Genomic DNA, 12,298 nt, shown 5'->3' with positions numbered 1-12,298 from the left:
CGGTGGTCGTCAAGAAGGCGTTGCGGAGGTCCCTCGCCCAGGTCCGGCATGTCACGCCGGTTCCGCCAGGGGCGGCGAGGGGGCTGGTGGCGGACGTGTACGCCCAGGTGGAACGCGACTTCGGGATGCTGGCCCCGCCGGTCGCGCTGCATTCGGCCGCGCCCGAGGTGATGGCGGGGGTCTGGATGCTGCTGCGCGAGTCCCTGCTCGCCCAGGGGCTCGTGTCGCGCGCGGCCAAAGAGCTGGTGGCCACCGAGGTGTCCCGCGCCAACGCCTGCCCCTACTGCGTGGACGTGCACGGCGCGACCCTGCGCGGCCTGGGCGGGCCCGCTCCGGCCGCGCCGGAGCCGGGCCCCGAGGTCACCGGGACGCGGTTGACGTTCCACTACCTCAATCGCATGGTCAACGTGTTCCTCGGCGAATCCCCGCTCCCGCCCGCCGTGCCCGGGGCCGTGCGCGGCGGCGCGCTGCGCGTCCTCGGCTCGATGATGGGTTCGTCGGCGCGCCGGTCGCGGCCGCCGGGCGACTCGCTCGGGCTGCTGCCGGACGCACCGCTGCCAGACGATCTGCGCTGGGCGGAAGGGAACCCCTACGTGGCGGGCGCGGTCGCCCGGGCGACCGCGGCCGTCTCCCAGGCCGGGGAGCGTTCGGTGCCCGAGCCGGTCAGGGAGCTCGTCACCGCCGAGGTGGCGAAATGGGACGGGACCCCGCCGGGCCTGAGCCGCGCGTGGTGCGAGGACGCGGTGGCCGCGCTCGCGCCCGCGCACCGGCCCACCGGCCGCCTGGCGCTGCTCACCGCGATGGCCTCCTACCAGGCCGGGACGGCGGTGGACGACGTCCGGACGGACGACCGCGGGCTCCTCGAAATCACCGCCTGGGCGAGCATGGTGGCGGCCCGCGCTCGCTCGGGCGGTTCCTAGGCGGTCTTGAGCGGCCTGGCGGTTCGTGGGCGGTTTGTAGGCGGCGGCTTTGGAGGGATATGAACCCCTGGCGCGCTCTCGCGGTGTTGTGCGTGACCAATTTCCTGATCCTGGTCGACACCACGATCGTGAACACGGCCGCCCCCTCGATCATGACCTCGCTCGGCGCGGGCGTCGGGCAGATCGTCTGGATCCTCAACGGCTACCTGCTCGCCTTCGCCTCGCTCCTGATCGTCTTCGGCCGCGTCGGCGACCTGCTCGGCCCGCGCAACGTGTTCGCGGCGGGCCTGGCCGTCTTCACCGGCGCGTCCCTGCTGTGCGCGCTGTCGGCCGACCCGGGCCTGCTCATCGCGGCCAGGGTCGTGCAGGGCGTCGGCGCGGCGGCGCTCGTCCCGCAGGCCCTCGCGCTCATCTCGGCGATCTTCCCGGCCGACCGGCGCGGCCTCGCCCTCGGCGTCTTCACCGCCGTGGCCGGGGTCGCCTCGGTCGGCGGCCCGACCTTCGGCGGCCTGCTCGTCACCCGGTACGGCTGGCAGTCGGTCTTCCTCATCAACCTGCCGGTCGGCCTCGCCGCGCTGCCCCTGGCCCTGCGCCTCATCCCCGACCTGCGCCCGCCCCGCCCGCAGCGCGTCACCGCCGTCCCCGGCCTGTTCCGCCACCGCGACTTCACCCTGGCCGTCGCGATCACCGCGATCACGTCCTTCTCCCTGTACGGCCTGCTCCTGGTCTACGTCATCGACACCCAGACCGTCCTGGGCATGACCCCGCTGATGTCCGGCGTGACCGCCCTCCCCATGACACTCGCGCTGACCGCCCTGGCGCCCCTGTCGGGCAAGCTGGCCGACCGCGTCGGCGGGCGCGTCCCCTTGGCGGCCGGGCTCACCCTCTACGCGCTCGGCGTCCTCGCCCTGGCCGTCCAGAGCACGTACCCGATCCCGCTCGCCGTCATCGGCACGGGCATGGGCCTGGCCTTCGCGCCCGCCACCATCGAAGGGCTGCGCGCGATCCCGCCGCACCTGGCCGGGGTGGCCTCGGGCACGCTGAACACCGCCCGCCAGCTCGGCGGCGCGCTGGGAGCCTTCACGATCGGCGCATTGGACGCCGCCAAACCGGCACTCGGCCTGGTCGCCGCGCTGATCGGCGCCGGCGTCGTGCTGGCCCTGTTCATGTCCGCGCGCGAGGCCGCACCACCGCCCGGGCCGCGTACGCCGCGTACGCCAGCAGCCCCGCCCCCAACAGGAGCAGCAGCCCCGTGAACACCCACTCGTTCGACCCGCCGGGCCCGTAGACCCAGTACGTCCTGCCGATGTCCACCGCCCGGGTGGTCTGCCCGGCGAGCATGGTCCCCCGGTCGCTGCCGTACAGGGAGACGCGGTCGCGGACCGCGCCGGACGGTGCGGCGAACGCGCCCGTCCAGGTGCAGCTCTCGTGCCCGGGATGCTGCACGCAGACCAGTTCGGTGGCGGTGAAGACGCCGGAGACCCCGTCGGCCCGCGCGGCGCGAACCGCGGGGCCGATGCCGGGGACCGTGAACCAGAGCAGGACGAACCCGGCGAGCGCCGTCACCACCGAGGAGAACGGCAGACCCCGCCGGCGGCTCATACCGGGACGGGGACGGCGCAGGTGCAGTTCATCTGGGCCCGCTCGACCCGGTTCGGGCGGCGGTGCAGGATCATCGCCACCACCATCGGGGCGAAGACCACCGCGTTGTAGAACAGGTGCAGCTCCACCCGGGGCACGATCAGCTGCAGGATGCTGGTCGGGGCCGCGCGGCCGAACAGATTGGCGGCGAACAGCGCCTGCAGCAGCAGGATCAGGTGCTCCAGGTGGTGCCAGACCTGGATGCCGAGCGAGATGTTCCACCAGGTCCTGGCCCGGCCGGTGAAGCCCTTGCGCAGGATGATTAGGCCGACCAGCATGAACAGGGCGTACCCGTAGTGCATCCACTCGGACTTGACCAGCCACGGGAAGGGCACGCCCAGGACGCCGCGCGCCTCCGGCAGCGGCCAGCCGAGCGCGTACACCTGGATCGCCTGGGCGACGTGCTCGGCCCAGTGGGCGATGACGATGAACAGGAAGATGTTGAGACCGAGCTTGTGGTAGCGCGTGTTGAGCGCGCCGTTCTGCACCGGGAACGAGCCCGCCGCGGCATGGGTTGCCATCGATGCCCTCCGACTCTCTGGAGTGTGCCCTCATCGTTTCGCGCAGGCGAGCGCGTTTCTTCTTCCAAAATGCTGCGTTAGCGCACGTTGAGAGAAGACACCTGGATCAGCCCCGGGGGACGCTGGTGGCCGACGAGGGGGGTTACAGATGCTGGTGTGCGTGACCGGCGGCACGGGATTCGTCGGCTCCCATTCGGTCGCGGCCCTCATCCGGGCGGGTCACCAGGTCCGGCTGCTCGCCCGGGATCCGTCCGGGGTCGAGCACGAGGCCGTGGCCGGGGACATCACCGATGAGGCCGCCGTGAGCCGGGCGGTGCGCGGCGTGGACGCGGTGCTGCACGCGGCCGCCGTCTATTCCTTCGACAGCAGGCGGCACGCGGAGATGCGCCGGGTGAACACGCGCGGCGCCGAGGTGGTGCTGGGCGCGGCCCGGCGGGCGGGCGTCGGCAGGATCGTCCACGTGTCCACCGTGGGAGCGCTGTTCCCCGCGCCGCTGGGCGTGATCGGCCCGGCCACACCGGTCGGGCGGCCACGGGAGACCTACCTGGCCAGCAAGGCGGGCGCCGAGGAGGTCGCGCGCGGCCACCAGCTGGACGGCGTGCCCGTGGTGATCACCTACCCGCCCGCGCTGGCCGGACCCGGCGATCCCCGGCTCGGCGACCAGAACGCCCGCATCCGGGATGTGCTGCGGGGCCTGATGCCGATGTGGCCGACCGGCGGATTCCCGCTGGGCGACGTCCGCGACACCGCCGAACTGCACGTGCGCGCCCTCACCGACCCGGACCTCACCGGGCGACATTTCGGACCCGGGCGGTACGTGGCGACGCGGGAGTTCCTCGGCGCGCTCCGCGAGGTCACCGGCCGCCCGCTGCGCACCGCGTTCCTGCCCGCCCGGGCGATGCTCCCGGCCGCCCGCTGCGCCGACCTGGCCCAGCGCTGGTGGCCCTGGCACATCCCCGCCCAGTACGGCGCCGTCTACACCTGCGCGGTCGCCGCCCCCGTCGAGGAGCACGCCTCCACGCTCGGCGTCCAGGCCAGACCGCTGGCCGAGACCATGCGCGACACCGTGCGCTGGCTGCGCGACACCGGGCGGATCACCGCCCGCCAGGCGGGGACCGACCTGGTGGCGGTCCGATGACGGTCTCGCGGGAGGACCTCAGACCGCTCCCGGAACCCCCAGGAAGGGGCGTGCGTGCCGTGGGCAGTTCGGTGCGGAGGGTCAACGGCCGGTCCGTGGTCGACGTGCCCGTCCCGGACGTCTTCGCCGACCCGCCACCGCCGGACCCGCGCACCATGGCCGGCCTGCGGCGCGAGCACGGCACCCTGCGGGACCGGATCGCGGCGGGCGACGCCGCGGCGGCGGCGCGGCAGCGCGCCCTCGGCAAGCGCACCGCCCGCGAACGCCTCGCCGCGCTGCTGGACGAGGGCTCCTTCGACGAGCTCGACCGCTACCGCCGCACTCAGGCACACGGCCTGAAGATCGGCGAGAACCGGCCGCACACCGACGGCGTGATCGCCGGATCCGGCACCATCGCCGGCCGCCGGGTCTTCGTCTACGCCCAGGACTTCACCGTCTTCGGCGGCTCGCTGGGCGAGGCGCACGCCGCCAAGATCCACAAGGTGATGGACCTGGCCATCGCCACCGGCGCGCCGCTGATCGCGCTCAACGACAGCGGCGGCGCGCGGATCCAGGAGGGCGTGCTGGCCCTGCACGGCTACGGCGGCATCTTCCACCGCAACGTGCGGGCGTCCGGGATGATCCCGCAGATCAGCGTCATCCTCGGGCCGTGCGCCGGGGGCGCGGCCTACTCGCCCGCGCTGTCGGACTTCACGTTCATGGTCCGCGACATCGCCAAGATGTACCTGACCGGCCCCGACGTGGTCGCGGCGGTGAGCGGCCAGCGGGTCACGCACGAGCAGCTCGGCGGCGCGGACGTGCACGCCGGGACCGGCGTGGCCACCTTCGTCCACGACGACGAGGACAGCTGCTTCGCCGACGTCCGCTACCTGGTCTCGCTGCTGCCCGGCAACAACCTGGAGCCGCCGCCTGGCGGCCCGGCGCGCGGCGCGACCACCGAGCTGCGCCCGGCCCTGGCCGGGATCGTCCCGGTCGAGCCGAACAAGCCCTACGACATGCGCGCCGTCGTCGCCGAACTGGTCGACGACGGCGAATTCATCGAACTGCACGAGGACTGGGCGCCCAACGTCGTCTGCCTGCTGGCCCGGATCGACGGCTGCACCGTCGGCGTGGTCGGCAACCAGCCGATGTCCCTGGCCGGCGTGCTGGACGTGCAGGCCGCCCAGAAAGCCGCCCGGTTCGTACGGTTCTGCGATGCCTTCGGCATCCCGCTGGTGACCCTGGTGGACGTGCCAGGATTCCTGCCCGGCACCGACCAGGAGCAGGCGGGCGTGATCCGGCACGGCGCCAAACTGCTGTACGCCTACTGCGAGGCCACCGTCCCCCGGATCTCGGTGATCATCCGCAAGGCCTACGGCGGGGCGTACATCGTGATGGACTCGCGGTCCATCGGCTGCGATCTGGCGCTGGCCTGGCCCACCAACGAGATCGCGGTCATGGGCGCGGAGGGGGCGGTGAACGTGCTGTTCCGCAAGGAACTGGCCACCGCCGCCGACCCGGAGGGCCTGCGCGCCGAGCTGGTCCACGAATACACCGGGCAGCTCATGCATCCCTACTACGCGGCCGAGCGCGGCCTCATCGACGACGTCATCGACCCGGAGCAGACCCGCGCGGCCATCGCCCGCGGCCTGGAGATGCTGCGCGGCAAACGCGCGGACCCCGTCCAGCGCAAGCACGGCAACGTGCCGCTGTAGCTATTAACCTTCAAACCCGTCCCATAGACAGCCGCCGACCAGGCGATTCACCGCTGCGGCTGTCCAGATCACGACTTTCTGGTTAACACATCTAGATCTCGTCGATCCGCTCCCGTGACCGCGCCACCGACTCGGTGGCCGCCTCCCAGGCGTCGCCCGCGCTCACCATCAGCCCGACCAGCTGCTCCTCCACGCAGGCGTCCGCGTCGTACGGCGGGATGAGGTAGCCGCCGAGCTCCAGCGTGACCAGACCGTGGACGGCCATCCACATCTGGTGCGCCACCAGGATCGCGTCGCCCGGCCGGAACCGCCCGCTCGCCAGGCAGCGCTCGGCGCACTCGGCCACGTTGCCCAGCGTGTAACGGCCGTGCTGGCGATCCTCCTCCGACAGCGAGAACCCGGCCAGCGAGGAGCCGCCGAACATCACCGCGTAGAGATGCGGGTTGGCCAGGGCGTTGAAGCGGTAGGCGCGGCCGAGCAATGCCATGTCGGCCACCGGATCCGAAGTCGCCCGCACGCTGGTGAGGCGTTCCTGCAGCCGGGCGAAGCCCTCCCTGACCATCTCGCGGACGAGCCCGCTCATGCCCCCGAAGTGGGTGTAGACGGTCATCGTGGAGCTGTCGGCCTCGGCGGCGATGCGGCGGGTGGAGAGCGCCTGCGGGCCGTTCTCGGCGAGCAGCCGGGCCGCGATGTCCACGAGGGCGGGCTTGGTGGCGGGGTCCGATCGTCGAGGGCTCACCTTGACATTGTTGCATAACAGCGATATCTATTAACCACAACACTGTTATGTTTTCGGGAGGCGTCGGTCATGACCTCGCGCGGCGTCGCACTACTGGTCGAGGATCAGCTGGTGGTGGAGGGCTGTCTACCGGCCGAGCTGACCGGCTCACTGGTCCACGCGCTGCCCAACCCGCGCGCCGCCCACCCGCTCGCGGGGCCGCTCGTGCACTCGGGGGTACGGCTCCGCGACGGCGTCGCTCGCTGGTATCGCGCGCCGGCGCCCTTGTGCGGCAGGCCGCCGTTCGGGCCGATTCCCGCTCTTGCTCCCGCGCTCTGGATGTGTCCTTCCGGCGGGCCGGACATCACTGTGGCCCGCCCGGCACGGGACGCGCGGACGGGATGCTGGCACACCGTCGTCACGTACCCGGATCTGGGCTGCGCCGAGCATCTCACGGCCGAGCCGGACGGCACGGTGGTGCGCACGGTGCCGTTCGCGCTTGCGGACCCGGCGCCGTTCATCAGCGCGGTGGAGCTCACGGAGCGGTATCTGGTGATGATCCATCCGCCGGTGGCCTATCACCGGGCGGCGGCCCTGTTGAAGACCCGGCTGCCGTATATGGCGCAGCCCGGGCGGGGAACCCGGGTGGGGCTGCTCCCGCGCTGCGGAACCAGGGAACCGTTCTGGCTGCCCGCCGGCCTGCCGATCCTCGCGCTCGGGCACCGCCGGGTGGACGTGGGCGCGGGCTGGCAGGCCGGGCGGCCGGTGCCGGTGGGGGAGTGGCTGCTGGTCTTCGGGCACGACCCGGTCGCCCGGCGGGGGGCGCTGTTCGTCTTCCAGATTGCTGACCTGGCCCACCCGTGCGCGGTGGTCCAGCTGCCGGTCAGCGTGGGTGTGAGCGACCGCGCGGCCTGGCTGCCCGAGTAGGTGCGCACGGCAAAAGGTGCGGCGGCAGACGCCTCTCGTGACGATGAAACGGACGGGTCTTGCGACATCCGGGCGAGAGGGCACCGACATGACCGACCTGAACCTTGTGATCGCCGCGCTCACCGCGGACGGCGACGACGTGGACCGCATGGTGGCCGACCTGCCCGCGGCGAAGTGGGCGCTGGAGACGCCCTCGCCGGGCTGGACGATCGCGCACCAGATCGCGCACCTGTCGGCGACGTTCCGGATGGCGGGCCTGGCCGCGTCCAACGCGGAGGCGTTCGCCGCGCTGGCGTCGAAGCTCTCGCCGGACTTCGACGCCAATGTCCGGCACGCGATGGCGGGCTACCTCGCCGAGCCGCCGGACGTGCTGCTGACCCGGTGGCGGACCGAGCGGGATGGCGCGATCAAGGCGCTGGCCGCCGCGCCGCCGGACCAGATGGTGCCGTGGCTGGTCAATCCGCTGCCTCCGGCCGTGCTCGGGATGGCGGGCATGATGGAGCTGTTCGGCCACGGCCAGGACATCGCCGACGCGCTGGGCATCAAGCCGGAGCGCACCGACAGGATCCAGCTCATCGTGGCCTTCGCCATCCGGACCTGGACGTTCGGGTATCTGGCCCGGGGGCTGACCCCGCCGGAGACGGAGTTCCGGTTCGAGCTCAGCGGGCCGTCCGGGGCGTTGTGGACGTTCGGGCCCGAGGATTCGCCGAACAGGATCACGGGATCGGCGGCGGACTTCTGCCTGCTGGTGACGCGGCGGCGGCATCGGGACGATCTCGACCTGGCGGCGGCGGGTGCGGAGGCCGATCGCTGGATGGACATCGCGCAGGCGTATCGGGGCCCGGCAGGGGATGGCCGTACTCCGGGGCAGTTCAGGTCAACGACCTGATCGATGTTCGCGAGAAGCGACCGCACTTTGGCGGCTGCGGGTCTGCGGGCCGAGGTTGTTTCGGCGCCACCGCGGACGCCGGTCTCCGCCTGGTCGTCGCCCCCGCCATGCGGCTCACGTATGGTGACGAGTCGCTCATCCTGGATCGCGCGGCTCGCGGCGATCCGGATACTGATCCAGGGCCAGACTGTGGGCCCGCCGCGTCTGCGCTGTGGCAGATGTGTGCTTCCAACGTGGGTAGGCGGTTGTATGGTCGACGCCTTGATCGGCGGGAGGGCGGCGGCAGAGCATGCGGGTGGCGATGACGAGCGTGGCCGCGGGACGGGCCGGCCGCGTTAACGAGGACTTCACCGGCGCCGTGCCGACGGCAGCTGTGCTGATCGACGGCGCCGGCATCCCCGGCAGTGAATCGATCTGCCGGCATGGGGTGGCCTGGCACGCCAGCCGCCTGGGAGGCAGCCTCCTGAGCCTGTTGTCACTCGTGCGGGACCGCAGTCTTTCGGAGCTGCTCGCCGAGGCCATCGAGCGGGTGACGGACGATCATCGGGACACCTGCGACGTCGCCGACCCCATCAGTCCGTCGGCGGCCGTCGCCATCCTGCGCCTGTCCGACGGCCTCATCGAGTACCTGGTGCTCGGTGACTCGGTTCTCGTCCTGGACAGAGCAGACGATGCGCCGCTCGTCGTCTCCGATCCGCGGGAGGTGATCATCAGCCGGTCGTACCAGCCCGCGCTCGAGGCCGCCGCCGCGGGTAGCGAGGAATACCAGCGGCTCCTGCGAGACTTGCGCGCCAACAGGAATCGGCCGGACGGCTTCTGGGTGGCCAAGGACGACCCGCGGGCGGCAGAGGAGGCGATCACCGGAAGCTGCCCGATCTCCGAACTAGCCGGTGCCGTCCTGCTCAGCAATGGAGCCAGCCGCATCGTGGACCGGTTCCAGCTCGCCGGCTGGCCGGAGGTCATGACCGTCCTAGCGACGAGCGGACCCGCCGAAATCATCCATCGTGTCCGTCAGGCGGAGGCGCGCCACGCGGTGGCGGCCGACGATGCGACGATCGCCCACTGCACCGACCTCGGCGAGGCCTGACCGTCGCCAGCCGAGCCTGGGCCGAACGTCTCATGAGCCCTAAACGAGCGTTGCTGCGGGAGCAACGACCACCTGGACCTACATTTCCCGCCGGTCAGTGATGCCAAGACCCCCGGATGCCCGGATCAGGTTTCCATCCGTTCCTACAGCGCCATGTCATCGTGGCGCCTCGACCGCGACGTATTCAACACGTCCGACCACACGGCATCTCACGTTCAGGGCGGCCCGCGCGTCTTCACAGCAGAGAGAGCGAAAGGAACCGACATGAGCACTCGCCACACGGTGCGGAACGACTCGGCGACCGCACCCTCGCCTACCGCGTCGGTCAGGCGGTCGGCGCGAACCCGCTGTGCATCTTCGTGCCGTGCCACCGAGTACTCGGCGCGAACGGGTCCCTCACCGGCTACGCCGGCGGACTGAAGCGCAAGCAGGCACTGCTGGAGCTCGAGGAGCCCGTCCAGGTCCGCGCCGGACGGTTGTTCTGACGGGTCTCATGGAGAACCTGCGTCCAGCGATTCAATGGGATGAAGATGAAACAAGCGTTCGAGAAGGTGGTCGCGCGGCACGGCACCACCGTGCTGCGCGTCTGCCGCGCGCTCCTGGGCGTGCATGACGCCGACGACGCCTGGTCGGAGACCTTCCTGTCAGCAATGCGCGCCTACCCCGACCTGCCGGACACGGCGAACGTGGAAGCTTGGCTCGTGACCATCGCCCGCCGCAAGGCGATCGACGTGCACCGGGCCGCGAAACGGAGCCCGCTGACCATCGAAGCCCTCCCAGAGGCGCCGACCAACCTCGGTATCCCCGGAGCGGACGACACGAACCTTTGGGACGCGGTGGCGAAGCTGCCCGACAAGCAGCGCCAAGCCATCACCTTCCGATACCTCGCCGGGATGTCGCACGCGGAGATCGCGGCGATCCTCGGCGGCACCGTCGACGCGGCCCGAAGAGCCGCAGCCGACGGGCTGAACAACCTCAGAAAGAACTATCCGGGCGCACATTCGAAAGGAGCCTCCTCATGAGCGACATCCGGCGCGATGACGACACTCTCAGCGTGCTGTCGGCGCCCATCGACCCTGACACTCTCGCCCGCCTCCACGCCCGGCTCGTACGTGACGCCGAGGCCAACGGGCTCGTGGACGTCGCGTACACCACCATCGACTCCCCGGTCGGGAAGCTGCTTCTCGCGGCAACCCCGAAGGGCCTGGTCCGGGTCGCGTACGCGAACGAGGACCACGACCGCGTGCTGGAGACTCTGGCGCAGAAGATCAGCCCCCGCGTCCTGCGCGCACCCCGCCGACTCGACGACGCTGCCCGCGAGATCAACGAGTACTTCGACCGCCGCCGGAAGGCGTTCGATCTGCCCCTCGACCTGTCGCTGTCGCAGGGATTCCGGCAGCTCGTACAGCGGCACCTGCCTGAGATCGGCTACGGGCAGACCCGCAGCTACCGGCAGGTCGCCGAGCTCGTCGGCAACCCGAAGGCCGTCCGCGCCGTCGGCACCGCCTGCGCGACCAACCCCCTCCCCGTCGTCGTTCCCTGCCACCGCGTGCTCCGTGCCGACGGCGCCCTCGGCGGCTACATCGGCGGCCTCGAGGCCAAGACCACCCTGCTCAACCTGGAGGCCGCAGCATGACCCCCGCCACCAAGCCCCGGACCGATCCGTGGCGCGACCGCGTCGACGCCGCGGACTGGGCCACCGTCACCGCCGAGATCGACGAGTACGGCGGCGCCCTGCTCCCGCAACTCCTCACTCCGACCGAGACCGAGCAGATCCGAGAGATGTACGACCACGACGAGCTGTTCCGCAGCACGATCAACATGGGCCGGTACCGCTTCGGCGAAGGACAGTACAAGTACTTCGCCGCGCCCTACCCGGAACCGATCGAGCGGCTGAAGCAGGCGCTCTACCCGCGCCTGCTGGCCATCGCTCGCGACTGGTGGACCAAGCTCGGACGCCCCGCACCGTGGCCTGACACGCTCGACGAATGGCTCGCGATGTGCCACGACGCCGGGCAGACCAAGTCGTCGGCGATCTTGCTCCGCTACGGCGCGAAGGACTGGAACGCGCTGCACCGCGACCTCTACGGCGACCTCGTGTTCCCCCTCCAGGTCGTGATCAATCTCAACCAGCCCGGCGTCGACCACACGGGAGGTGAGTTCTTGCTCCTGGAACAGCGTCCCCGCGCCCAGTCCCGCGGAACGGCGAGGCTCTTGCCGCACGGGCACGGCTACCTCTTCACCACCCGGGACCGCCCCGTCCGTTCGGCCCGAGGCTGGTCAGCCGCACCGGTCCGCCACGGCGTGTCCGCCATCCGCTCCGGTCAGCGCCACACCCTGGCCCTCGTCTTCCACGACGCCGCGTGAACACTGCGAAGAGCTACACGCTCACCGGACCGAACGGCCGCACCTTCTCGTCCCCCGTCAAGGGCGAGTGGGCCGGCCACCACGGCAGCCGGATCTACGGTCGGCTTGACTGCCCGGCGGCGCTGCGCGCCGTCGCCCGCGGCGGCTACGTGAAACACCGGGTCTTCTTCGCCGACGAGGCCACCGCGATCGCCGCCGGCTACCGCCCCTGCGGCACCTGCTGCAAAGACCGATACGCGGCCTGGAAGGCCGCGCACGACCGGGGCATCGCCGGGGAAGCTCGGGAATCTGGCCAGCATGACTATCGTCCGGCTCAACGCGACGCAGCCGTTCCACCATGAGGCCGCCCTCGCGCTGCGCGCGACGTGACCGATCTCACGACCTGCGATCCATCCG

General features: G+C 71.4%; 15 protein-coding genes. 12 read left to right on the top strand and 3 right to left on the bottom strand.

The features are described 5' to 3' along the window. Positions 1-2: 2 nt before the first annotated feature. Complete coding sequence (locus ABGB08_RS08435; protein WP_347588036.1) at positions 3-920, top strand: carboxymuconolactone decarboxylase family protein; 918 nt, start codon at positions 3-5, stop codon at positions 918-920. Between the two features lie 59 nt (positions 921-979). Then, positions 980-2,176 (top strand): MFS transporter, encoded by a 1,197-nt coding sequence (locus ABGB08_RS08430; protein ID WP_347588033.1) that lies wholly within the window; start codon positions 980-982, stop codon positions 2,174-2,176. Here ABGB08_RS08430 and ABGB08_RS08425 read toward each other — a convergent pair. Both ABGB08_RS08425 and ABGB08_RS08420 read right to left on the bottom strand, forming a co-directional pair. Next, positions 2,085-2,522, bottom strand: coding sequence for a hypothetical protein (locus ABGB08_RS08425; protein WP_347588031.1), 438 nt, complete (start codon positions 2,520-2,522; stop codon positions 2,085-2,087). The genes ABGB08_RS08430 and ABGB08_RS08425 overlap by 92 nt on opposite strands. Further along, positions 2,519-3,082: a hypothetical protein gene (locus ABGB08_RS08420; protein WP_347588029.1), complete on the bottom strand. Its 564-nt coding sequence runs from the start codon at positions 3,080-3,082 to the stop codon at positions 2,519-2,521. Before ABGB08_RS08420 ends, ABGB08_RS08425 begins: the two co-directional genes overlap by 4 nt. 148 nt (positions 3,083-3,230) lie before the next feature. Between ABGB08_RS08420 and ABGB08_RS08415 the strand changes: the two genes are divergently transcribed. Together ABGB08_RS08415 and ABGB08_RS08410 are read left to right on the top strand one after the other, a co-directional pair. Continuing rightward, positions 3,231-4,220: an NAD-dependent epimerase/dehydratase family protein gene (locus tag ABGB08_RS08415; protein ID WP_347588027.1), complete on the top strand. Its 990-nt coding sequence runs from the start codon at positions 3,231-3,233 to the stop codon at positions 4,218-4,220. Between the two features lie 155 nt (positions 4,221-4,375). Beyond that, complete coding sequence (locus tag ABGB08_RS08410; protein WP_347588099.1) at positions 4,376-5,914, top strand: acyl-CoA carboxylase subunit beta; 1,539 nt, start codon at positions 4,376-4,378, stop codon at positions 5,912-5,914. A gap of 91 nt (positions 5,915-6,005) precedes the next feature. Here the strand turns inward: ABGB08_RS08410 and ABGB08_RS08405 are convergent, their stop codons facing one another. Beyond that, positions 6,006-6,653 carry a TetR/AcrR family transcriptional regulator gene (locus ABGB08_RS08405; protein WP_155352315.1) on the bottom strand — a complete coding sequence of 216 codons (648 nt, stop codon included), beginning with the start codon at positions 6,651-6,653 and terminating at the stop codon, positions 6,006-6,008. Positions 6,654-6,722: 69 nt separating this feature from the next. Between ABGB08_RS08405 and ABGB08_RS08400 the strand changes: the two genes are divergently transcribed. The 8 genes from ABGB08_RS08400 to ABGB08_RS08365 all read left to right on the top strand — a co-directional run bounded on the left by ABGB08_RS08400 (position 6,723) and on the right by ABGB08_RS08365 (position 12,243). After that, the gene (locus tag ABGB08_RS08400) at positions 6,723-7,559 is read left to right on the top strand and encodes a hypothetical protein (protein WP_347588024.1); all 837 of its coding nucleotides are present in this window, start codon (positions 6,723-6,725) and stop codon (positions 7,557-7,559) included. An 88-nt stretch (positions 7,560-7,647) separates the two neighbouring features. Beyond that, on the top strand, positions 7,648-8,448 hold the full coding sequence (locus ABGB08_RS08395) for a TIGR03084 family metal-binding protein (RefSeq protein WP_347588022.1): 801 nt from the start codon (positions 7,648-7,650) through the stop codon (positions 8,446-8,448). Between the two features lie 301 nt (positions 8,449-8,749). Beyond that, positions 8,750-9,535 carry an integrase gene (locus ABGB08_RS08390; protein ID WP_347588019.1) on the top strand — a complete coding sequence of 262 codons (786 nt, stop codon included), beginning with the start codon at positions 8,750-8,752 and terminating at the stop codon, positions 9,533-9,535. A gap of 116 nt (positions 9,536-9,651) precedes the next feature. Then, entirely contained in the window at positions 9,652-10,020 is a 369-nt protein-coding gene (locus tag ABGB08_RS08385; RefSeq protein ID WP_347588016.1) for an MGMT family protein, read from the top strand. A 45-nt stretch (positions 10,021-10,065) separates the two neighbouring features. Next, a complete protein-coding gene (locus ABGB08_RS08380; protein WP_347588014.1) occupies positions 10,066-10,557 on the top strand; it encodes a sigma-70 family RNA polymerase sigma factor in 492 nt (163 codons plus the stop codon). Further along, positions 10,554-11,171 (top strand): methylated-DNA--[protein]-cysteine S-methyltransferase, encoded by a 618-nt coding sequence (locus tag ABGB08_RS08375; RefSeq protein WP_347588011.1) that lies wholly within the window; start codon positions 10,554-10,556, stop codon positions 11,169-11,171. Before ABGB08_RS08380 ends, ABGB08_RS08375 begins: the two co-directional genes overlap by 4 nt. Then, positions 11,168-11,902: a 2OG-Fe(II) oxygenase gene (locus ABGB08_RS08370; RefSeq protein ID WP_347588009.1), complete on the top strand. Its 735-nt coding sequence runs from the start codon at positions 11,168-11,170 to the stop codon at positions 11,900-11,902. Before ABGB08_RS08375 ends, ABGB08_RS08370 begins: the two co-directional genes overlap by 4 nt. Next, positions 11,899-12,243, top strand: coding sequence for an Ada metal-binding domain-containing protein (locus ABGB08_RS08365; RefSeq protein WP_347588007.1), 345 nt, complete (start codon positions 11,899-11,901; stop codon positions 12,241-12,243). Before ABGB08_RS08370 ends, ABGB08_RS08365 begins: the two co-directional genes overlap by 4 nt. The last annotated feature ends 55 nt before the right edge of the window (positions 12,244-12,298 follow it).

The sequence above is a fragment of the Acrocarpospora sp. B8E8 genome, from assembly GCF_039871605.1.
GTDB lineage: Bacteria > Actinomycetota > Actinomycetes > Streptosporangiales > Streptosporangiaceae > Acrocarpospora > Acrocarpospora macrocephala.
The sequence above is the reverse complement of the archived record's forward strand: the minus strand, read 5'-3'. Positions and strand labels throughout refer to the sequence as shown.

Coding starts and splice junctions, on each gene's coding strand:
- ABGB08_RS08430 (WP_347588033.1), top strand. CDS start 980: ATGAACCCCTGGCGCGCTCTCGCGGTGTTGTGCGTGACCAATTTCCTG.
- ABGB08_RS08425 (WP_347588031.1), bottom strand. CDS start 2,522: ATGAGCCGCCGGCGGGGTCTGCCGTTCTCCTCGGTGGTGACGGCGCTC.
- ABGB08_RS08420 (WP_347588029.1), bottom strand. CDS start 3,082: ATGGCAACCCATGCCGCGGCGGGCTCGTTCCCGGTGCAGAACGGCGCG.
- ABGB08_RS08415 (WP_347588027.1), top strand. CDS start 3,231: ATGCTGGTGTGCGTGACCGGCGGCACGGGATTCGTCGGCTCCCATTCG.
- ABGB08_RS08410 (WP_347588099.1), top strand. CDS start 4,376: ATGGCCGGCCTGCGGCGCGAGCACGGCACCCTGCGGGACCGGATCGCG.
- ABGB08_RS08400 (WP_347588024.1), top strand. CDS start 6,723: ATGACCTCGCGCGGCGTCGCACTACTGGTCGAGGATCAGCTGGTGGTG.
- ABGB08_RS08395 (WP_347588022.1), top strand. CDS start 7,648: ATGACCGACCTGAACCTTGTGATCGCCGCGCTCACCGCGGACGGCGAC.
- ABGB08_RS08390 (WP_347588019.1), top strand. CDS start 8,750: ATGACGAGCGTGGCCGCGGGACGGGCCGGCCGCGTTAACGAGGACTTC.
- ABGB08_RS08385 (WP_347588016.1), top strand. CDS start 9,652: ATGCCCGGATCAGGTTTCCATCCGTTCCTACAGCGCCATGTCATCGTG.
- ABGB08_RS08380 (WP_347588014.1), top strand. CDS start 10,066: ATGAAACAAGCGTTCGAGAAGGTGGTCGCGCGGCACGGCACCACCGTG.
- ABGB08_RS08375 (WP_347588011.1), top strand. CDS start 10,554: ATGAGCGACATCCGGCGCGATGACGACACTCTCAGCGTGCTGTCGGCG.
- ABGB08_RS08370 (WP_347588009.1), top strand. CDS start 11,168: ATGACCCCCGCCACCAAGCCCCGGACCGATCCGTGGCGCGACCGCGTC.